The following is an 18,656-nucleotide window of genomic DNA, read 5'->3' as shown; positions in this document are numbered from 1 at the left end:
TCGTTGGGCTAGGATAGGAGGGCAGACCGACTTTTTGCCGGCCATGCTCGACTCTTTGTTGGATAACATTTACGGCGCTTGGTTTCTGCCGGAGCCCACCTTTCGCTCGCTGCGGCAACAGCCTGTTCTCTGGCAAGCTTTTGGGGTGGTGGCGCTGCTGAACATTCTCGAGGCTGTGCGTCGTTTCGGGGTAAACCTGCCGAGCATGGTGCTGGCGCTGCTGGCAGGCTTCCTGGGATGGGTAAGCCTGGCGGCCCTGCTGCAGGCGCTGGCCTTTTGTTTTGGGCGGGCTGCCCCTTCTTTTGCGTCGCTCCTCTGCCTGACGGGCTTTGCTGGCCTGCCCTGGCTGCTGCTGGGACCTGCCCAATCCTTGGGCGGAGTGGCCGGATCCCTGTTGGGGTTCGTGGCGCTGTTGTGGTTTGTGGTTTGGCAGGTGCGGGCGGCAGCGGTGGCGCTGGATCTGGAGTGGTGGCGCCTGGCGGGTCTGATCCCGTTGGCCTTCCTGGGCGGGCTCCTGTCCTTGAACTGGTTGACCAGCGCCGTTGTGGCTTTGGCTTCTCTGGGCTGAAAGGCAATTGCAAAATTGGGAAGAAGCAGCCCGCCGGGCTAGTTGGGCACTCGCTGCAGGTGCGGTTTTTCCTCCGGCAGGATCGCCCCTTCCACAGGGCAAACCTGAAGACAGATGCCACAGTCAATACAGGTGGCAAAGTCGATCCAGAAGTAGTCGGTGCCTTTGGCATTTTTGCCGTCCCCAGGGTGAATGCAGGCGACGGGGCAGGCCTCCACACAGTCGGCAACGCCTTCACAAATATCGGTGACGATGGTATGAGGCATGGATCCCTCTCCCTCAATCGAGTCAACCTCAACACCTTCCCATCCGCTTGGCCCAGAGTCTGTTGGCCCGTTGGCAGTGGGTGGCAGAGGGCTTTGTCATTTTAGGCGAAAACGGATCCCTCTGAGAGCGACCCCAAGCCCTCACCCCCCGTTCCTCTCCTAGGGAGAGAGGAAATGGGGCAAGGAACCGTTTTGCCGCCGTTGGGAGCAGTAGCTGTGCAACCGATGTCCCATCGCGCCCGGCAGCGGCTGTGGGGAATGCAGATCACTGGCGGCAGAACCTGCAGCTAGGTCTCTCTCAAATCCTGCTCTTGAGATTGCCACCAACGGCTGAGGGGCCAATAGAGAGCGGGGGCCCACAGGCTGCTTAAAATGGCCGACGTGAGGGCATTGCGCTGATGGTTCCACCAGATGCTCTCCAGAGAACGGGGGCCATCGCCGCCAATGGCGCCGGCGGCGGGCGAGGAGTTTGCCAACCCATCCAACCAAGTTGCCATTTCCGCCGGCTCGAGGCCAGCGGATCCCTGAGAGGCCGTCAGCCACATCCATTGCAGCGCCATCAGCGTCTCGGCAATCACCACCATGCCGAAGACGATCAAAGCCACGGAGATGAAGTCCTCTTGCATGTAGCGCTGCTTCTGCAACTTGGCCGTGAGGATCCCGACCACCGCCAACCCCAGGGCATGGGTAGGATAAGGGTTGGTCAGGGCATCCTGCAGAAAACCCAATGTGATCCCGGCAACAGCCCCCTGCCAAGCCTTGCGCCGCACGCTCCAGCACACCACCCAGATCAGGGGCCAATCGGGGGTTAGGCCCGCCAGCTCCAAGCCCGGCCCCCGCCACCAAGGGGCCACCACCGCCAACAGCCCTGACAAGGCGGTGACCAGCCAATTGAGGCGAGACTTAAGGTTGAGCATAGCGGTAAATCAAGGCCCACTCCAAGAGGCCCAGGGGCGCCGACAATTCGACTGTGGCTTGTGGGGCAGGGCTGGCATCCAGGTTGATGGCTCGAACCGTTCCCACCACAACCCCCGCCGGGTAGAAGCTGCTCAGGCCCGAAGTTACCACCACATCCCCCACTTCCACTTTGGGATCCTTATCGAAAAAATCCAAGATGGCGTTCTGGGTGCCGGTGCCCCGCAAGATGCCCATGTGCCGGCTGCGGCTGAGCATCACCCCGACACGGCTGGTGGGATCGCTAATAAGCAGCACGCGGCTGGTGTTGGGGGTTACCGCCTCAACCCGCCCGACCAATCCCCCCGGTGCCATAACCACATCTCCTACCCTGACCCCATGCTGGCTGCCGCGGCTGAGGGTGAGCTGTTGCCACCAGTGATCGGCGCTGCGGCCCACCACCGCCGCCGGGATCCCTGCTTGGGGCATTTGCTCGGTAAATTGCAGCAGGCGCTTCAGCTCGCGGTTTTGGTGCCGCAGCTCGGCCACCAGGGCCTGTAGCTCGCGGGTGGCGGCCTGGCTAAGTACGGCGTCAGGATCCACAGGTGGACGGATGGGTGCGGTGAGCCAACTGTACAGCTCCACCAGCAGGGATCCCTGGGTCTGGCGCAAAGCCCACGCCCCTCCTATCGCCGAAGCAGACAGGAGCAACCCCAAACCATAACGCATCCACCACTGGTGTAGCCGATTCAAGCAATACCTCTCTAACCCACTCGACTCACACCTCGAATCAGGGATTCAGAGGAAACTCCTCTAACCCTTGAAGCTGCCGCTCAACACTCGACCCAAGGTTTTGAAATCCTCCAAAACCCGCCCTGTACCGAGCACCACACAACTGAGGGGATCCGGGGCAATGTGAACCAGGATCCCGGTCTCATGGCTGATCAGGGCGTCTAGCCCCTTGAGCAACGCCCCCCCTCCCGCCAACATAATGCCGCGGTCGATGATGTCTGCCGCCAATTCCGGCGGCGTGCGCTCCAGGGTGCGCTTGATGGCCTCCACAATGACCGAGAGGGGCTCGGCCATGCTCTCACGGATCTCAGTGCTCTTCACCGTCACAGTGCGGGGCAAACCCGAAAGCAAATGCAGCCCCCGCACTTCCATGGTCATCTCCTCTTGAGTTGGGTAGGCAGAGCCGATTTGAATTTTAATCTCTTCGGCAGTGCGCTCCCCGATGGTGAGATTGTGAACTTTTTTCATGTACTGAATGATGGCCTCGCTCAGCTCGTCTCCTGCCACCCGCACCGACTCGCTGAGGACGATCCCTTGCAAGCTGAGGACGGCCACCTCGGTGGTGCCGCCGCCGATGTCGATGATCATGTTCCCGGTGGGCTCTTGCACCGGCAGCCCCGCGCCGATGGCTGCTGCCACCGGCTCATCCACCAAATACACCTCCCGCGAGCCGGCTTGCAGGGCCGCTTCCATCACTGCCCGTCGCTCTACGCCGGTCACCCCACTTGGGATCCCGATGACGATGCGCGGGGCGATCAAGTAACGACCTCCATGCACCCGCTGGATGAAGTGCTTCAGCATCATCTCCGCCGTGTCGAAGTCGGCGATCACCCCATCCCGCAGAGGACGCACAGCCACGATGTTGCCCGGGGTACGGCCCAACATTTTTTTGGCATCTTCCCCCACGGCCAGCGGTTGTTTGGTGTTTTGGTCGATGGCGACGACAGAGGGCTCCTGTAGGACAATGCCGCGGCCAGCCACATAGACTAGGGTGTTGGCCGTGCCCAGATCGATGCCCATGTCACGGGAAAATCGGCTGAATAGCCCCACGGTAGGTTGCTCCAGTTTTTATTCGTGAAGAAAGAGCAGCAAGTCTCGCTACCTACTATAGTCCAATCCTAGGAGAGGCGGGGATCCCTTTCCGAGTGGCGCAGTTAGGGCTGGCTATCAGCGGAAGTTCGGATTAGAATGAGTGGCTTCCTTTTTCCGGTTGCGATGCAGATTGCTGCAGCTTTGCTGAGCTTGGCCACCCCCAATTTGCCCCGTTTGTTGCACTTTTACCAGGCCCTCTTGGGGATCCCGCCCCAAGTCCAGCTCTCCAGGGAGGGAGAGCCAGTGTATGTGGAGTTTCGCCTGCCTGGCCTGCGACTGGGCCTCTACCGCAGTCTCCATCCAGAGTTTGCCGCCCAGGCGGGAGCAGCAAGTCTTTGCCTGCAGGTGCAGGATCTGGCGGCATGCCTGGGATCCCTGGCGGCGGTGTTGGCGGAGCACCAGATCTCCGTTTCGCCGCTGCGGCAGGCCTTTCACGGCCAGGAGGTGGACTTCCGGGATCCCGATGGCAATCGCATTGTGTTGCACCAACCTTCTGCGGCCTTCTGGCAGGCGATGACCTGGGAGGGGACTTGCAACTGAACCAAGACCCCTGAGGCTCAGGGGAGACTCTTTGGAACCTTTTCGAGCAAAAAAAGTTGTGGCAGGTGCTATGTCCCAGCCTGAATTCAAAGGGTCGTAGCCAGTTTGGGGGGACAGGCTTTTTCCCAATTGGGGCAAGAGGCCAGGGTGTTGGGAAAAGTCCCCCATCCCCTGTGGTTGAGAATAGTTAAAACTTCGGAGGCTAGGTAGGGATGGCGGTGTCCCCGTTGAGGCTGAGCAGGTCATGAAAAAACCTCTGGGCGTCTGTCCGTGTTTCGACCCCAGAGGCTTCTTCTCTTCACTCCTCACCACCCCTGAGCGTACCCGCCTTCCAAAAGGTTGTCAAGCATTTTCCCAGGGGGGCTAGCGGGTGGGAAACCGCACCAGAGCAGCGCTGCCGTAGAGGATCATCTGGTGAGGCTGTAGGCACACCCGATCTACTCGCAGCTTGCTCCCTTGCAGGGCTAGCCGATCCAAATCCAGGAGCGCATTCAGGTGATCCACCAAGGCTCGGCTCAGGGCCCGCCCCTCCTCCGTGTCGCCCTCAAACAGCGGATCGGCAAGGCAAATGCGGCGACGTTCTAGCACCTCGATGCGAGCGGAAAAGCCCACCTGCAAGGGCTTTTCTCCCCCTGGCTGAACCTCGGCCTGCAATCGCAACCGCTGCTCTGGGGTGAGGTGAACCTCGACCTGATGAAATGAGAGCGGCTTGCCCCCCTGATCCACCTGAGCCAGCTTGTTCAGCACAAAAGGCGTGTTAAAGGATCGCGCCAGATCCGCTTCGCTCAGCACCACCCGCATCCTGGCCTGCACCGGCTGCCGCAGCTTAATCCGACCCTGCCAGATTTGGCTAAAGTCAATGGCTACAGCGTTGCAAAACAGCTCTAAAAGCGAAAGCCGCAGGCCGTTGTACATCTGCAGGTTCTGGCCCACCAGCTCAAAGCTGTCGATGCGTCCTTGCAACAGCTTGGCGATGGGCTCTGCCCGCACGCGCGCCTCCAGCCGCTCTGCCTGCTTGAAGAGAGCGCGAATGGCTGCGCTCACTCCCCGGCTGACCCAGTCAGTAAGCATGGAATGAGGCAAAGAGAGTTCTGGCAGGAGTCCTGTGACCATAGGGCAAGCTAAGAGCGCCTACAGGGATCATAACCAACCATTAAGAAAAGTTACAGCTCCTACCGAGGGAGAGCTGCTCTCTCAAGGGTATGGGCGTCCCTCTTGCATGGCCGAGCGGGCCACGGCTGCGATCCCCTGGTCGGTGGCGCGGGGCAGATGAAAGTACCGTCCGCCCGCCAGTTCCGCCAGCTCGGCGCTGAAACCGGTGGTTACAAAGCGGCTCTGCGAGTCGATGAGAAGCAGCTTCAATCCCAGGGCGCGGATGCGCAGGGCGATCTCCCGCAGCTCCTGCTTCAGGTCGATGGGATCGCTTTCGCTGCGTCCCAGGGAGCGGCTGAGGGGGATGTTGGCCCGGCCATCGGTGAGGGCTACCAGGAGCACCTCTCCCACGTCGCCGCTGGCGCGGGCGTTCACCCCCAGGCGCACCGCTTGGGTGAGGGCATGGGCCAGTGGGGATCCCCCGCCGCAGGGCAGGGATTCCAGGCGGCGGCGGGCCAGCTCGATGGAGCGGGTGGGGGGCAGCAGCACCTCGGCAGCCTCGCCGCGAAAGGCAATCAGGGCAACTTTGTCGCGGTTTTGGTAGGCCTCAGTGAGCAGGCGCAGGGCGGCGCCTTTGGCCGCCTGCATGCGGTTGAGGGCCATGGAGCCGGAGGCGTCTACCACGAAGATCACCAAGGCCCCTGCCTTGCGGGCCAGCTTCTTGGCGCGGATGTCGCCGGGCTCAACAATGACGGCCCGCCCCGGCTGCCGCTGGCGGCGGCTTTTCTGGTAGGGGGCAGCCGCCCGCAGAGTGGCGTCGACGGCGATGCGGGGATTGGCGCCCTGGGGCAGGATGGGCTTGACGTAGCGGCCCCGGTCGGCGCTGAACACCAGGCTGCGGGATCCCGTTTTCCCTTGTTGGTTGAGGGATTGGGCAAAGGCCAAGAGGCGCGGGTCGAGGGCCACTTGTTCGGGATCGAAGAAAAACTCCTGGGGCAGGCTGGGATTTTCCGGCTGGGGCTCCGTCTCTTCTCTGTCTTCCCCCTCCTTATCGGGCTCTGGCGGCTGGGGATCCGACTGTTGCGATTGGGGTGGCGGCGGGGGTTGGTCGGGATCGTAGCGGGCGCGGGGCAGCAGCACCAGTTGCACTGCCTGTTGCAGATCCTCGGCCACCAGGCGATCCCGTCCCTCCAGGGCGGCCAGGGCACAGGCGGCCCGCAGGGCAAACTGCTCCCCTCGATGGCCTTGGACGTTGCCGCGGATGGCCTCTTGCACCAGGTAGAGGATCTGTTCCCGCTTGGGCTTGACCTGGGGCAGCCACTCCCGCGCCAGGAGAATGCGGGTGCGGATTTCCTCCAGTTCCGCTTGGTGTTCCGCCAGAAAGGACTCGGGAGCGTCGACAAATTGCGTTGCCCGCTGGACAATTTCCCTGCGCTCTTCCAGGCTCAGCTCCTGCCCCACCGGCACCACCAGCGCCAGGCGATCCAGCAGGTGGGGGCGCAGGGATCCCTCTTCGGGGTTGTAGGTGGCCACCAAGAGAGGCCGGCAGGGGTGTTGCAGGCTCAGCCCTTCCCGCTCCAGGCGGTTGACCCCATCTCCCACCACCGTCAGCAGCAGGTTGACGATGGCGTCGTCCAAGAGGTGGATGTCATCCACGTAGAGCACGCCGCGGTGGGCGGCAGCCAAGAGCCCCGGCTGAAAAACCGTTTCCCCCTGCCTCACCGAGGCCTCCACATCCACGGATCCCAAGAGCCGATCCTCGGTCACCCCCAAAGGCACTTGGACAAAGGGAGGGGCTATCACCTGGGTGGGGGGTGTCGTTCCCTGGGGGTAGCGGGCCTTGGCCCAGTCCGACCAGGTCTCGGGCCGCGCCGGGTCGTCGTTGCAATAGGAGCCGGCAATCACCTCGATGGGGGGCAGCAGGGCGTGGATCCCTCGGGCCAAGACCGACTTGGCCGTGCCGCGCGGCCCCACCAGCACCACTCCTCCCAAGCTGGGATCCACCGCCGCCAACAGGAGAGCCAGCTTGGCGGTTTGCTGGCCGACCACGGCGGTAAGAGGGAAAGTGCGGGGAGGGGCTAGAGCTGCCGATCCTGAGGTTGAGGAGTAGAACGTGGCCATCGGCACGATAGGGGCTCGAGGTAGGGAGACATGCACTCAAGTCTATCGCTTGTAGGAGTTTCCCGGAGCCTTGCCAACTGGCTACCGCTAGCCTCTTCCTCGAACGAGGTTGCCAGAGCCACCCCTCAACAAGTAGCAATCATCACATGCTTGGCAATTTGATACTCTCGCACGGCCTCTGCCGAGAGATCTTTGCCAAATCCCGATTGCTTGAAGCCGCCGTGGGGAGCCTCGGAGGCGATGGGGAGATGATCGTTGATCCAGACGGTTCCGAACTCCAGATCGGCGGCCAGTTTCATGGCTCGTCCGAGGTCTTGAGTCCACACAGAAGCCGCCAGCCCGTATAGGACGTCATTGCCCAGGCGTAGCGCTTCCGCTTCTTCGCGGAACGAGCCGAGCGTGAGGACCGGCCCAAAAACCTCACTCTGCACGATCTCCGCTTTTTGATCGACATGGGTAATCACTGTGGGTTCGTAGTAGTAGCCCCGGTCAAACTGAGGAGGGATCCGCCCGCCGGTCAGCACCTTGGCTCCCTCGGCTTTGGCCCGCTCCACAAATCCCCTCACCCGCTCCCGCTGGGCTGCCGAGACCAAGGGCCCCATCTCCACCCCCGCCTCAAAAGGGGATCCCAGCCTTACTTTGCGCATCGCCTCGACGATGGCCTCTTGCATCTGCGCCAGCTTGCTCTCGTGCACATAGAGGCGGGTGGCTGCCGTGCAGTCCTGGCCGCTGTTGAAGGTGGCGGCAAAAGCAGCCTTGGCGGCCACAGTCTCCACGTCGGCATCCTCGAAAACCAAAAACGGGGCTTTGCCTCCCAGCTCCAGATGCACCCGCTTGAGAGTGTCTGCCGCCGTCCGCATCACCTGCTTGCCAGTGGCAGTAGAGCCGGTGAGGCTGACCATGCGTACCTGCGGGTGCTCCACCAGGGCTTGGCCGGTAGCATCGCCTCCGGTAACGATGTTGACCACCCCCGGCGGGATCCCGGCCTCAGCAGTCAGCTCCGCCAGCATCAGGGTAGTCAGAGGGGTGGTGGGAGCGGGCTTGAGCACTACTGTGCAGCCGGCAGCCAGGGCGGGGCCGATCTTCCAGACGGCCATCAGCAGCGGGTAGTTCCAAGGGGTAATTTGCGCGCACACCCCCACTGGCTCCTTGCGAAATAGCGAGGTGTAACCTCTGGCGTATTCTCCGGCGCTCAAACCATGGATGTCGCGGGCGGCAGCGGCAAAGAAACGCAGGTTATCCACCGCAAAGGCCAGATCCCCTCCCAAGCTGACCAGCTCGTAGGGCTTGCCGGTGTTTTCCGACTCCAGACGGGCCAGCTCGGCAGCGCGAGCTTCGATGAGATCCGCCAACTTCCAGAGGGCCAGGGATCGCTCGCCGGGGGTGAGCTTCGACCAACGGCCATCGTAGAAAGCCGTGTGGGCCGCCTGCACCGCCCGATCCACATCGGCAGGGCTGGCGTCCACCACCTCCGCCAATTGCTCGCCCGTAGCCGGGTTCTCGATGACCATCAGGTTTCCCCCTTGGCTGTCAACCCATTGGCCGTAGATCCAGAGTTTGTGGGCCATGGCCTCTTCTCAACTGCTCGCTAGCAACACTTCTCCCCATTGTGCCGAATCTTGTCCAGCTTGGAGGGCGTTGTCGAGGAGAGGGCCAAGCCGCCAGGGATCCCCTCTCTCTGGGGTTTCCGTCTGGTAAGGTCAGAAGGGAGCTTTCTGCACCAGCGAGGTTGGCCTATGTCTCCTGTGCTGTGGCAAGCCATTGGGTACGCCGGCGGGATCTCGCTGGGGATCGTGGGACTGGTTGCCCTTGTCAACTTTCTCTGGCAGCGCCTAGAGCAGCAGGCGGAGAAAGCTACGGCCCAGCCAGCCGAGTCGCCCTCGGCTTCAGAACTTGGCAACACCTCGGAGGGATCCCCCTCAGCATGAGCGACAGGGTTCGCGTTCACGTTTGGGTGCGCGGGCGGGTTCAGGGAGTGGGGTTTCGGGCCTACACCGAAGCCATGGCCCGCAACGCCGGCGTCCACGGCTGGGTGCGCAATCTGCGGGATGGCCGGGTGGAGCATGACTCTAGTCAATAATAAGCTCAACTATACTGAAAATAATGTATAATATGTTCAGTACGGATTACTACCAGTTGATCTTTCTGTTTACTTTCGAGTCTGCCAACATGGTAGCCAAAGCAAAGCAGAAAATTGGTAGTAAGACGACACGGAAACTGCGCTTTGGGTATTCTACTCAAAGCTTTGCGGGATACCGCCATTCTGTTTGGACTCCGTCCCGCTAACGCGAATGGAAACAAGCAGAATGCTATCGCTGCATAGTTGAACAGTGATGTTCAGCAGTGTTCAGCGTAAATGTATCAGGCGGTTTTTGAAGGATCCCCGGCGGCGGTGGAGGCGATGTTGCGCTGGTGCCAGCAGGGCAGCCCCGGCTCGCGGGTGGAGGCCGTCGAACACCGCTTCGAGCCACCCGAAGGCCTCTCCACCTTCGAGATCCGCCCCACCGTTTGAGGCAGCAGCTCAGCAGCTAGCGATATCCCACTAGAATGGGAAAACCTACTCTTTCTCGTTTGGCCATGACGGTTGCTGCCCCTGCCAAAGTGGAATACGAAGCTGTGATTGGGCTGGAGGTGCACTGCCAGCTCAGCACCCGCTCCAAGATCTTCTCCAGCAGCGCGACGGCCTTTGGCGCTCCCCCCAACACCCAAATTGACCCTGTCTGCATGGGCCTGCCCGGCACCCTGCCCGTGCTGAACGAGAAGGTGCTGGAATACGCGGTCAAGGCTGGCCTGGCCCTCAATTGCACCATCGCCCCCTACAGCAAGTTCGACCGCAAGCAGTACTTCTACCCCGACCTGCCCAAAAACTACCAAATCTCCCAGTACGACCTGCCCATTGCCACCCACGGCTGGGTCGAGATCCAGCTCAGCGACGGCCGCAGCAAGCGCATCGGCATCACCCGTTTGCACATAGAAGAAGACGCGGGCAAATTGGTGCATGCCGGCAGCGATCGGCTGTCGGGATCCAGCTATTCCCTGGTGGATTTCAACCGGGCAGGAGTTCCCCTCATCGAGATCGTCAGCGAGCCGGATATCCGCACTGGGGAAGAAGCAGCCGAGTATGTACAGGAGCTGCGCCGCATCCTCCGCTACGCCGGGCTGTGCGATGGCAACCTACAGGAGGGATCCCTGCGCTGCGACGTCAACATCTCGGTGCGCCCGCTGGGCTCCCCGACCTTTGGCACGAAGGTGGAAATCAAGAACATGAACTCCTTCAACGCCATCCAGCGGGCCATCGAGTACGAGTTCAACCGCCAAGTTAAGGCCGTGGAAGCAGGCGAGCCCATCGTACAGGAGACCCGCCTCTGGGAAGAAAACAGCCAGCGCACCATCAGCATGCGCAAGAAAGAGGGATCCAGCGACTACCGCTATTTTCCGGAGCCGGATCTGCCGCCCATTCGTGTGACGGAAGCGCAAAAAGCCCGCTGGCAGGCGGAGCTGCCGGAATTGCCCAGTGTGAAGCGGCGGCGCTACCAACAGGTGTACGGCCTCTCGGTGTATGACTCCCGCTACCTCAGCGACGAACGCAACACCGCCGAGTACTTTGAGGCCGTGGTTGCTGCCGGCGCCGACCCGAAGGCAGCCGCCAACTGGATGATGAGCGACATCGCCAGCTACCTCAACACCCACAAGCTGGACTACCCGGACATCGCCTTGAAGCCGGAAACCCTGGCTGAGCTAATCGGCCTCATCGAGCAAGGCACTATTTCCAGCAAAATTGCCAAGGAGATCCTGCCGGAGCTGCTGGAAAAAGGCGGCTCGGCCCGCGCCCTGGTGGAGGCCAAGGGCCTGACCCAGATCTCCGATAGCAGCCTCTTGGAGCCAATGATCGCCGAGGTGCTGGCCGAGAACCCCGAGCAACTGCAGCAGTACCGGGAGGGCAAAACCAAGCTCTTCGGCTACTTTGTCGGGCAACTGATGAAAAAAACCCAAGGACGGGCGGATCCCAAGCTGGCCAACGAGCTGCTCAAGCGGCATCTAGACGGCTAATTCCAGGCTTCGGTGAGGGAATAGCCCAATTCCTGGATCATGCGCCGCAGCAACGGCAAACTCAGCCCAATGACGTTGCCAGGGCACCCTTCAATCCGCTCTACGAACAGGCTGCCACGGCCATCGATGGCAAAACAGCCGGCACAGTTCAGGGGCTCGCCGGTGGCTACGTAGGTGCGGATCTCCTCGTCGCTGGGCTTGGCAAAAAACACCCGTGTTACCGCATAGTGGACGAGGCGGCGGTTCTGCCTCGTGTCAATCAAGGCATGGCCCGTGTAGAGCTCTCCCACTTCGCCCCGCATTTGCCGCAGGCGCCGTTCCGCCTCTAGAGCATTGGCCGGCTTGCCCAGGATCTCCCCCCCTAGGTAGAGCACGGAGTCAGCCCCGATCACCAAGACGGGCTCCCGTTGCTGAGCCGCCACCGCTTCGGCTTTGGCCGCAGCCAGCTTCTGCACCAGCTCCACCGGATCCGGGCTCTGGATTTGGCTTTCGTCAAAGTAGCTGGGTTGAACGCGAAAAGGGATCCGGGCAGCTTCTAACAATTGGCGGCGGGCAGGAGATTGCGAAGCCAGGACAATGGGAGGCAACATCGATTCAATGCTCAACTCAAGCCTAGACGTTTGCAGGACTGAAGTTTGCTCTACTACTAGTTTCCATTAACCTAGTCAAGGTACGCCCGATAGGCGCTCAAGGGAAACCCTCTCGATCTCTTCCCAACGGGATCCCGTCTGTGACCACCCTACCCTCCCAGGCCACCCAAACTGAGCTTGCCCCTGCTGGCCTCCTCCAGCGCTACTGGGGGGATCAGGACACACCCGAAAGCCGCTGGGTCAATTGGCTGGTGGCGGTGCTGGTTTTCTGTTCGTCTGCCTTTTTTGTAGTGGAGACCTACCCCATTCCCCCCCAACTCCGCCTTGGGCTGGAGCGGCTGGATCGCCTCATCCTCGGCCTATTCGTGGTGGAATATCTACTGCGCTGGGCAGCGGCCCTGCAGAAGCTGCGCTACGTCTTCAGCCTCTATTCGCTCATTGACTTGCTGGCGATTTTGCCTTTTTTTGCCGGGCTGACGGATATTCGCTTTATCCGCCTCTTGCGCTGGTTTCGTATCTTGCGGCTGCTGCGCCTGGTGGAGGGCAAGACCCTCTTTGGTCAGGTCATCTCCGCCGACACCCGCATCTTGTTGCGCATCCTTTTTACTCTCTTTGCGATTGTCTTCGTCTACTCTGGCCTCATCTACCAGGTGGAACATCCGGCCAATCCCGGCGCTTTTGCCACCTTTTTGGATGCTTTCTACTTTTCGGTTGTTACCATGACCACGGTAGGGTTTGGGGATCTCACCCCCACCTCTGAGCTGGGCCGGCTGTTGACGGTGCTGATGATCCTGACGGGCGTGGCCCTGATCCCTTGGCAAGTAGGGGAGCTGATCAAGCAACTGGTGAAAAGCGGCACCTCGCTGCAGTGGGCCTGCCCGGGATGCGGCCTCTCCCAGCACGATGAGGATGCCCAGTTTTGTAAGCGCTGCGGCACGCCGCTCTATCCGGATAGCCAAGCCTCTCCAGCCAGCAGTCCGCTGGCCAATCTGCCGGTTGGGGGCAAAGACAGGATAGGCTAGGACGGGATCGAGAGAACCTGCAATGTTGGCACATCCTGAATTGGCCATCCCTGGCAAGCTCAATGTAAAGGCGGGAGTGGTGATGCTGCTGGCAGCCATCGTCCTGGGCCTCATCCTCAGTCAGGTTCAGCCGCTGCTGCCCGCTCCGCAAGATTTGCCAGGGATCCCTAGGGAACCCCTTTCCTGGCAAGAGGTGCCCAAACAAAAGTACGCCTGGCACATCTGCTACGCCTTTTTGGGCAATATGGGGCTGATCAACATCGGCGGCGGCCTGGCGCTGGTGGCGTTGGGATCCCGCTTCACAGCCGGGCACCTGTTCTCCCAGATTCTTCTTTTGGGGGGAATGCTGCACCCTGCCTCTTGGGCTTTGGTGGCTCTGACAGGTCTGGAAGGGTGGGGCTGGCTGGGCAATGTCGGGGCGGTGGCGCTGGTGGTGATGGTGTTGTTTGTTCACCTGATCTTGGCTACCTACCGCTCGGGGCAAGCCCTCCAAAAACTGACTCGATCCCGCATCCACCGCTAACTCGGCAGACAGTTGGGGTGAGAAACCGTTTAGCTTAAGATTGTTTTTAGCATTGTTGATGCTGACATTCGACATTAGGTGGGCTGAGCATGGCGATCAAAGAAGAAGTTTTTTTTGAGGGCGGCCCTCACACGGGCGATCTGGTGTTGAACTCCTTCCTCGGCCTCACCCTCGTTGGCTTGCCTCTGTTTGTGGGCGCCCTGGTGCGCAAGCTTTGGGTTCACTACCGGATAACCAACCGTCGCATCACTGTGATCGGCGGCTGGGGCGGCAAGGAGCGCTCTGATGTCATTTACAAAGAGATTGCCAAGGTGGTGACGGTGCCACGGGGCCTAGGCACCTGGGGCGATATGGTGCTCACCCTCAAAGACGGCAGCCGCCTAGAGATGCGGGCAGTGCCCCGCTTCCGCGAGATCTACGCCTACATCAGCGAACGGCTGGACGAGAAAGCCAGGCAAGTAAGCGGGCCCATCGGCAAAAGGTCCCCCTCGACCCAAGCCTAGCCATGCCTGCTTGGGATCCCTCCTGGGCGCAGCGCCTGGCGCTGGTGCACGAGTATTTGATCTGGCCAGGGGGATCGGAAAAGGTTTTGCAGGAGCTCCTTGCCTTTGCCCCACAGGCACCTCTCTACGTCAGCCTCTTCTCGTCCCACACCTTGCCGCCGAGCTGGCAGCAGCGGTCGGTTTACACCTCGTTTTTGCAGGGCTGGGCCCGCTGGCTGGGGGTGCTGCGGCGCAACTATCACAGCCGCCTTAAGTACCTGCTGCCCTGGATGCCCTTGGCCTACGAGAGCTTTGACTTCTCCGCCTATGACTGCGTCATCTCCAGCAGCCATGCCTTTGCCAAAGGGATCCTGACAGGGCCTTCCACTCTGCACCTTAGCTACATCCACAGCCCGCCCCGTTACCTCTGGGAAAACCAGGAGCTCTATCTGGAGCGGGAGGGGTTGACGGGGATCCGCCCGCTTGCCGCCCTCAGCCGCTGGCTGTTGCACCGCCTGCGCCAGTGGGACTTTGTGGCAGCCCAGCGGCCAGACCTATTGATTGCCAACTCGCAGCACATCCGCCGGCGCCTGGCCAAGCTCTACCGCCGCGAGGCTGTGGTTATCTATCCGCCGGTGCCGCTGCAGGGGTTTGAGCCGGTAACCCATCCCCAAGCCGACTACGACCTGGTGGTGGGCCGGCTGGTGCCCTACAAGCGGGTGGATTTGGCGATCGCTGCCTGTAAGCAGCTGGGCCGCCGCCTGGTAGTGGTGGGGGAAGGGCCGGAGCTGCCGCGACTGAAGCAACTGGCAGGGCCGCAAGTGGAGTTTTTGCCCCACCAGCCCCAAGACCGCCTGCAGGAGCTGCTGGCCAATTGCCGGCTGCTGCTGTTTCCCTGGGAAGAGGATTTTGGCCTGGTGGCGGTGGAGGCGCAAGCCTGTGGTCGTCCTGTGGTCGCCCTGAACCGGGGAGGCACCCGCGAGACCGTCATCCACGGCCAGACGGGGATCCTCATCCCCGAAGCCAGGGTGGAAGCCCTCGTCGAAGGGCTGCGCCAGGCGGAGCGCCAGGAATGGGATCCGCAGCGGATTCGGACCCATGCCTTGCAATTTGCGCCGGAGCGGTTCCACGCCCAGTTGGGATCCCTGCTGCGCTGGGCCTGGCCCCGTTTCCAGGCGGGAGAGCGCTTGGATCCGCAAGAATGGCAGCCTCAGTAGGGCCGCCGCTGTACAAAAGCCGGCAACTCGATGCGGCTGCGGCTGCCCCCTTCTCCCCCAGCCCGTGCAGCCGCCAAGGCGGAGCGTCTCAGCAGCTTCTCCGCCCGATCCTGCCGCTCCTCAAGGGCAAGGGGTGGGATCCCACCAGCGGGCGTTCTCCCAGTTGTGGGTCGGCTGGTGGGTGGGGCGGCAGCCACCGCTGGGGAGGGAGCAGGCCCTTCAGCTGCCGCCTGAACCCGTTCCTGAGCCGGGCGGCCAGACCTGAGCTCGACACCTGCTTGGGGAGGAGCCGCAGACGACTGCCGCAGAGCGGCTAGCTGCTCCTCCAGCTCCTGATTGCGTTGCAACAACAGGGCCACCTCTTTTTCCTGAGTTTGGGCATAGGCGTGGGCCTGCACACACTCGGTTTTCAAAGTCGCCACCTGCTGCTGCAGCTTCTCGATCTGTTTCTGGCTAACCAGATGATGGGCCTCCGCCAGCTCCTGTGCCCGCCGGGCTTCTTCCAGGCTTTCCCGAGTTGGTCGCTGGGCCAGCTCCCGAAGCTGCTGCTGCACTTCCTGCCACTGGACAAGGGTGGGCCGCTGAGCCAGCTCTTGGAGAAGCTGATCCCGTTCGGCCCGCAAGGCGTCGAGCTCCCGGGTGAGAGCCTGCACTTGCTCTTCTAGAGCAAGGAGCCGCTGCGTCTGCAGAGACTCCGCCTCGCCGCTGGGATCCACTTGGGCTTTTCGCTCTTGGCGCAGAGCCTGCAGCTCCGCCTCCAGTTTGGCAATTTGCTGGGCCTGTTCTGCCTGGCGCTGCTGGCTCTGCTGCAGCTCCGCCAGCAAGGTGGTTCGCTCGGCCTTGGCAAAAGAGGCTTGTTGGCGCAACTGGTTCAGCTCCGCTTGCAAGCTTGCCCATTGCTCCTGCGAAGGGCGTTCTTCCAATTCGCGAAGACGTTGCTGCGCTGCATTCAGGTCGGCTTGCAGGCGTGCCTTTTCGCTTTCCAGCTCGGCTTTGAGACGCTGCCCCTCAGCCTCGGCCTGGCGGTGGGCCGCCTCCAGCTCCGCCCGTAGGGCTTCCATTTCCTGCGCAGAGGGCCGAGCGGCCAGCTCCTGGATTTGCGCCTGCAACTGCGCCTTCTCTTCCTCCAGCGCTTGAATGCGGAGCTGCGATTGGGCTTGTAAAAGCTGTACCTGCGGCAACTTGACGGCGTATTCCCCCAACTGGTTGGCCTGCTGTTTCAGCTCCCAGAGCTCCTGCTGCAGTTGATAGAACCGGGCCGGATCGACGCGCCGCTGCAGTTCTGCCTTCAGGGTTTCGATTTCTGCTTGGCTGGTCTGCAACTGTTGCTGCAGGATCTGGTAGTGCTCCAGCGTGGGTCGGCGCTCCATTTCCCAGAGAAGATTTTGTAACTCTTCAATGTGCTGCTGTTGGAGCTGAAAAGCTTCCAGGGTAGGACGTTGTTCCAGCCGCGCCTTCTCCTCTTGACAAGCCTGCAAAGCTTGCTCCCGCTCCTGCAGTTGGGCCTGCGCTTCCAGCAGTTGCTGTTCCAGGCGATGGGTACATTCAATCTGCTGCAATGACAGTGCCTCTGACTCTGCTAGGGATCGCTCCAAGTTGCGCACGCGCGCCCGCAAAGCTTTCAGCTCCTCTTCCACTTCCATAGCCCGGCTGCTCGACAGATTATGGGCTTTACTCTAGCAGATGCTCCGGGCAAATATCCAGCTTGACACCACCTATAGCGTGAATTTTTGAGTTCTCCCAAAACTAACGCTAGAGATGTTGCCTCCATCCTCTATACTTGGGGGATGGAGTTCTGAAGCGGGAGCCCTGTGATCAAGCTGGGATCCAAACCTTGGGGGTTGACGCTGGCCCTGCTGGGCGTGGCTCTGGTCGGTTGTGGTGCCGCCGCGCTCACTGCCAGCCCCCCTCTGCCGCCGCTAATCACCAGCAGCGACATTCCTGCCGCCGTTAGCCGGGGCGGCTTTTTGGAGGTTGGGGTCTCGGTGTCGGTGCCGGGGCGGCTCCCAGCGGAGCTGGCGTTTCAGGTGTCATGGTCGGGGATCGAGGTGCAGACGCTGTCAGCAGCCCAGGTCAACTGTGTCTCCGGCAACGTGTCCTGCACTACTCGCTTCCGCATCCGCCCCCCTTTGAACTTGGTGCCCGGCTCTTACCTGCTCAGTTTACGGGTTTTCGACCGGTTGGGACAAAGTGCCGCTGTGACTGCGACGGTGCTGTTGAGGGATCCCTGAAGGCTGCACCGGAGAGTTGCCTTTCAGTTGTTGGCTGGGCGCTTCCGCATGAACGAAAAATCCTTATTTCACCGCCTGGGCAAGCGCCCGGATCCCTGCTTGCAGACGTTCTTCAATGTCGGCCTCCAGCCGCAGGGTGCCGTCGGCCTCAAACTGGATCTGCGAGCTGAGGATGTAGATCCCTTTCAAGATATGGGTTGCGCCCATCACGGCCAGCACCGGCTTCATGGCAAAGTCGATGGCCAGCAGGTGGGCCAGGGTTCCCCCGGTGGCAATGGGGAGAATCACCTTGCCGGTAAAAGCATCCTGGTCTAGCAAATCCAGCAGCGCCTTCAACACGCCTGGATAAGAAGCTTTATAGACAGGAGCAGAGATGACGATCCCGGCAGCCTGGGCCACCTTTTCCTGAATCTGCTGGAGGTGAGGGCTCTCAAAGTTAACCCGCACCAGATCCTCTGGCGGCAAATCCCGCACCGAGACAAACTCCGTCGTCAATCCCAGACCGGACAGGATCCCGGCAGCGTGGTGCAAAATCGCTTCCGACCGCGGTGGCGGGCCAGCGGCTTCCCGAGAAAGAGGGCCAGGACTACCGGAGAGCAGGAGGATGGCCGGCATGGATCAACAAAAGAAGTAGAACGCTGCTTCTGTTGTACCAGGGATCCCGTCCAAGAAATGCTAAACTATGCGTTAGGAAAGTCTCCAGGTTGTCGAGCCTGGATCCCTGCGGGCGTAGTTCAGTGGTAGAACGCTAGCTTCCCAAGCTGGATGTCGTGAGTTCGAATCTCATCGCCCGCTTCCCCATCGAAAACACAGAGGGATAGCTGGCTGGCCCCGTACTTGAGTGCGGGGCGGAAAGGCCCGTGAGCAACTTTAGCTGCTCATCAATGGCATAGTTATCACCGAGGCGTGCCGTTCCCAGGCGAGCCCCTAAGACGGTGAAAAACCCGACCGGTGGCAAGCGTCCGGAAGAGACTGCCGTCTCAGCCAACCTGCAACGACTCCGTCCCGCTGACGCGATCAGAAAAGTCAGCAGAACCTTGGGGCCTTGCCTCCAGGAACTGTCTAGAGGTGTCTTGACAACGCCTCTGTGAGTCCGCTTGCGGACTGCGTAAAAATCCCCTGGGCGGTAGGAGGGTCAAACAATCTGCCCCACGCAGGGCCTTCACCCTAAGGCAG

General features: G+C 61.4%; 21 protein-coding genes and 1 tRNA gene. 12 read left to right on the top strand and 10 right to left on the bottom strand.

What is annotated here, in order from left to right; translation table 11 throughout:
* The first annotated feature begins 43 nt into the window (after window positions 1–43).
* The gene (locus CYA_RS01750; RefSeq protein ID WP_011429280.1) at window positions 44–568 is read left to right on the top strand and encodes a YIP1 family protein; all 525 of its coding nucleotides are present in this window, start codon (window positions 44–46) and stop codon (window positions 566–568) included.
* Window positions 569–606: 38 nt separating this feature from the next.
* Here the strand turns inward: CYA_RS01750 and CYA_RS01745 are convergent, their stop codons facing one another.
* The 4 genes from CYA_RS01745 to CYA_RS01730 all read right to left on the bottom strand — a co-directional run bounded on the left by CYA_RS01745 (window position 607) and on the right by CYA_RS01730 (window position 3,570).
* Window positions 607–834, bottom strand: coding sequence for an indolepyruvate ferredoxin oxidoreductase subunit alpha (locus CYA_RS01745; protein ID WP_011429279.1), 228 nt, complete (start codon window positions 832–834; stop codon window positions 607–609).
* 287 nt (window positions 835–1,121) lie between these two features.
* A complete protein-coding gene (gene mreD / locus CYA_RS01740; protein WP_011429278.1) occupies window positions 1,122–1,751 on the bottom strand; it encodes a rod shape-determining protein MreD in 630 nt (209 codons plus the stop codon).
* Window positions 1,738–2,481, bottom strand: a complete 744-nt coding sequence (mreC, locus tag CYA_RS01735) for a rod shape-determining protein MreC (protein WP_011429277.1) — start codon at window positions 2,479–2,481, stop codon at window positions 1,738–1,740. The genes mreD and mreC overlap by 14 nt, the downstream gene beginning before the upstream one ends.
* 60 nt (window positions 2,482–2,541) lie before the next feature.
* Window positions 2,542–3,570: a rod shape-determining protein gene (locus CYA_RS01730; protein ID WP_011429276.1), complete on the bottom strand. Its 1,029-nt coding sequence runs from the start codon at window positions 3,568–3,570 to the stop codon at window positions 2,542–2,544.
* 165 nt (window positions 3,571–3,735) lie between these two features.
* Here CYA_RS01730 and CYA_RS01725 point away from each other — a divergent pair, with 165 nt between their 5' ends.
* The gene (locus CYA_RS01725; protein WP_071813547.1) at window positions 3,736–4,152 is read left to right on the top strand and encodes a VOC family protein; all 417 of its coding nucleotides are present in this window, start codon (window positions 3,736–3,738) and stop codon (window positions 4,150–4,152) included.
* A gap of 363 nt (window positions 4,153–4,515) precedes the next feature.
* Here the strand turns inward: CYA_RS01725 and CYA_RS01720 are convergent, their stop codons facing one another.
* From CYA_RS01720 to CYA_RS01710, 3 genes are all read right to left on the bottom strand, one after another.
* Window positions 4,516–5,265 carry an LmeA family phospholipid-binding protein gene (locus CYA_RS01720; RefSeq protein ID WP_011429274.1) on the bottom strand — a complete coding sequence of 250 codons (750 nt, stop codon included), beginning with the start codon at window positions 5,263–5,265 and terminating at the stop codon, window positions 4,516–4,518.
* An 81-nt stretch (window positions 5,266–5,346) separates the two neighbouring features.
* A complete protein-coding gene (gene bchD, locus CYA_RS01715) occupies window positions 5,347–7,365 on the bottom strand; it encodes a magnesium chelatase ATPase subunit D (protein ID WP_011429273.1) in 2,019 nt (672 codons plus the stop codon).
* 125 nt (window positions 7,366–7,490) lie between these two features.
* Complete coding sequence (locus CYA_RS01710) at window positions 7,491–8,933, bottom strand: gamma-aminobutyraldehyde dehydrogenase (protein WP_011429272.1); 1,443 nt, start codon at window positions 8,931–8,933, stop codon at window positions 7,491–7,493.
* A gap of 168 nt (window positions 8,934–9,101) precedes the next feature.
* Between CYA_RS01710 and CYA_RS01705 the strand changes: the two genes are divergently transcribed.
* The 4 genes from CYA_RS01705 to gatB all read left to right on the top strand — a co-directional run bounded on the left by CYA_RS01705 (window position 9,102) and on the right by gatB (window position 11,415).
* Window positions 9,102–9,293, top strand: a complete 192-nt coding sequence (locus CYA_RS01705; protein ID WP_041438067.1) for a hypothetical protein — start codon at window positions 9,102–9,104, stop codon at window positions 9,291–9,293.
* Window positions 9,290–9,445 (top strand): acylphosphatase, encoded by a 156-nt coding sequence (locus CYA_RS01700; RefSeq protein ID WP_011429270.1) that lies wholly within the window; start codon window positions 9,290–9,292, stop codon window positions 9,443–9,445. The genes CYA_RS01705 and CYA_RS01700 overlap by 4 nt, the downstream gene beginning before the upstream one ends.
* Window positions 9,446–9,721: 276 nt before the next feature.
* Entirely contained in the window at window positions 9,722–9,877 is a 156-nt protein-coding gene (locus CYA_RS01695) for an acylphosphatase (protein ID WP_011429269.1), read from the top strand.
* A gap of 65 nt (window positions 9,878–9,942) precedes the next feature.
* Window positions 9,943–11,415 carry an Asp-tRNA(Asn)/Glu-tRNA(Gln) amidotransferase subunit GatB gene (gene gatB / locus CYA_RS01690; RefSeq protein WP_011429268.1) on the top strand — a complete coding sequence of 491 codons (1,473 nt, stop codon included), beginning with the start codon at window positions 9,943–9,945 and terminating at the stop codon, window positions 11,413–11,415.
* On the opposite strand, the gene CYA_RS01685 is transcribed toward gatB, so the two are convergent.
* Window positions 11,412–12,005, bottom strand: coding sequence for a nucleoside triphosphate pyrophosphatase (locus CYA_RS01685; protein ID WP_011429267.1), 594 nt, complete (start codon window positions 12,003–12,005; stop codon window positions 11,412–11,414). The genes gatB and CYA_RS01685 overlap by 4 nt on opposite strands.
* 140 nt (window positions 12,006–12,145) lie before the next feature.
* On the opposite strand from CYA_RS01685, the gene CYA_RS01680 reads away from it, so the two are divergent.
* From CYA_RS01680 to CYA_RS01665, 4 genes are all read left to right on the top strand, one after another.
* Window positions 12,146–13,027 (top strand): ion transporter, encoded by an 882-nt coding sequence (locus CYA_RS01680; RefSeq protein WP_011429266.1) that lies wholly within the window; start codon window positions 12,146–12,148, stop codon window positions 13,025–13,027.
* A gap of 22 nt (window positions 13,028–13,049) precedes the next feature.
* Window positions 13,050–13,550 (top strand): hypothetical protein, encoded by a 501-nt coding sequence (locus CYA_RS01675; protein WP_041438065.1) that lies wholly within the window; start codon window positions 13,050–13,052, stop codon window positions 13,548–13,550.
* Between the two features lie 89 nt (window positions 13,551–13,639).
* Entirely contained in the window at window positions 13,640–14,053 is a 414-nt protein-coding gene (locus CYA_RS01670; RefSeq protein ID WP_011429264.1) for a PH domain-containing protein, read from the top strand.
* A gap of 2 nt (window positions 14,054–14,055) precedes the next feature.
* Window positions 14,056–15,249, top strand: coding sequence for a glycosyltransferase (locus tag CYA_RS01665; protein ID WP_011429263.1), 1,194 nt, complete (start codon window positions 14,056–14,058; stop codon window positions 15,247–15,249).
* On the opposite strand, the gene CYA_RS01660 is transcribed toward CYA_RS01665, so the two are convergent.
* Window positions 15,243–16,892 (bottom strand): hypothetical protein, encoded by a 1,650-nt coding sequence (locus CYA_RS01660; RefSeq protein ID WP_011429262.1) that lies wholly within the window; start codon window positions 16,890–16,892, stop codon window positions 15,243–15,245. The two genes, CYA_RS01665 and CYA_RS01660, sit on opposite strands and share 7 nt — an antisense overlap.
* A 168-nt stretch (window positions 16,893–17,060) precedes the next feature.
* On the opposite strand from CYA_RS01660, the gene CYA_RS01655 reads away from it, so the two are divergent.
* Entirely contained in the window at window positions 17,061–17,480 is a 420-nt protein-coding gene (locus tag CYA_RS01655) for a hypothetical protein (RefSeq protein WP_011429261.1), read from the top strand.
* A 63-nt stretch (window positions 17,481–17,543) separates the two neighbouring features.
* Here CYA_RS01655 and ssuE read toward each other — a convergent pair whose 3' ends face one another.
* Window positions 17,544–18,095, bottom strand: coding sequence for an NADPH-dependent FMN reductase (gene ssuE, locus CYA_RS01650; protein WP_011429260.1), 552 nt, complete (start codon window positions 18,093–18,095; stop codon window positions 17,544–17,546).
* 108 nt (window positions 18,096–18,203) lie between these two features.
* Between ssuE and CYA_RS01645 the strand changes: the two genes are divergently transcribed.
* Window positions 18,204–18,275: transfer RNA gene (locus CYA_RS01645), tRNA-Gly, on the top strand.
* The last annotated feature ends 381 nt before the right edge of the window (window positions 18,276–18,656 follow it).

The organism is Synechococcus sp. JA-3-3Ab (assembly GCF_000013205.1).
In the GTDB taxonomy this organism is placed as follows: Bacteria; Cyanobacteriota; Cyanobacteriia; order Thermostichales; family Thermostichaceae; genus Thermostichus.
This window is presented reverse-complemented; position numbering and strand designations above follow the sequence as displayed.

Bases quoted from the DNA above. Each gene is read 5' to 3' on its own strand.
- CYA_RS01750 (WP_011429280.1), top strand. From the start codon at position 44: ATGCTCGACTCTTTGTTGGATAACATTTACGGCGCTTGGTTTCTGCCG.
- CYA_RS01745 (WP_011429279.1), bottom strand. From the start codon at position 834: ATGCCTCATACCATCGTCACCGATATTTGTGAAGGCGTTGCCGACTGT.
- mreD (WP_011429278.1), bottom strand. From the start codon at position 1,751: ATGCTCAACCTTAAGTCTCGCCTCAATTGGCTGGTCACCGCCTTGTCA.
- CYA_RS01725 (WP_071813547.1), top strand. From the start codon at position 3,736: ATGCAGATTGCTGCAGCTTTGCTGAGCTTGGCCACCCCCAATTTGCCC.
- CYA_RS01720 (WP_011429274.1), bottom strand. From the start codon at position 5,265: ATGGTCACAGGACTCCTGCCAGAACTCTCTTTGCCTCATTCCATGCTT.
- bchD (WP_011429273.1), bottom strand. From the start codon at position 7,365: ATGGCCACGTTCTACTCCTCAACCTCAGGATCGGCAGCTCTAGCCCCT.
- CYA_RS01710 (WP_011429272.1), bottom strand. From the start codon at position 8,933: ATGGCCCACAAACTCTGGATCTACGGCCAATGGGTTGACAGCCAAGGG.
- CYA_RS01705 (WP_041438067.1), top strand. From the start codon at position 9,102: ATGTCTCCTGTGCTGTGGCAAGCCATTGGGTACGCCGGCGGGATCTCG.
- CYA_RS01700 (WP_011429270.1), top strand. From the start codon at position 9,290: ATGAGCGACAGGGTTCGCGTTCACGTTTGGGTGCGCGGGCGGGTTCAG.
- CYA_RS01695 (WP_011429269.1), top strand. From the start codon at position 9,722: ATGTATCAGGCGGTTTTTGAAGGATCCCCGGCGGCGGTGGAGGCGATG.
- gatB (WP_011429268.1), top strand. From the start codon at position 9,943: ATGACGGTTGCTGCCCCTGCCAAAGTGGAATACGAAGCTGTGATTGGG.
- CYA_RS01685 (WP_011429267.1), bottom strand. From the start codon at position 12,005: ATGTTGCCTCCCATTGTCCTGGCTTCGCAATCTCCTGCCCGCCGCCAA.
- CYA_RS01675 (WP_041438065.1), top strand. From the start codon at position 13,050: ATGTTGGCACATCCTGAATTGGCCATCCCTGGCAAGCTCAATGTAAAG.
- CYA_RS01670 (WP_011429264.1), top strand. From the start codon at position 13,640: ATGGCGATCAAAGAAGAAGTTTTTTTTGAGGGCGGCCCTCACACGGGC.
- CYA_RS01665 (WP_011429263.1), top strand. From the start codon at position 14,056: ATGCCTGCTTGGGATCCCTCCTGGGCGCAGCGCCTGGCGCTGGTGCAC.
- CYA_RS01660 (WP_011429262.1), bottom strand. From the start codon at position 16,892: ATGGAAGTGGAAGAGGAGCTGAAAGCTTTGCGGGCGCGCGTGCGCAAC.
- ssuE (WP_011429260.1), bottom strand. From the start codon at position 18,095: ATGCCGGCCATCCTCCTGCTCTCCGGTAGTCCTGGCCCTCTTTCTCGG.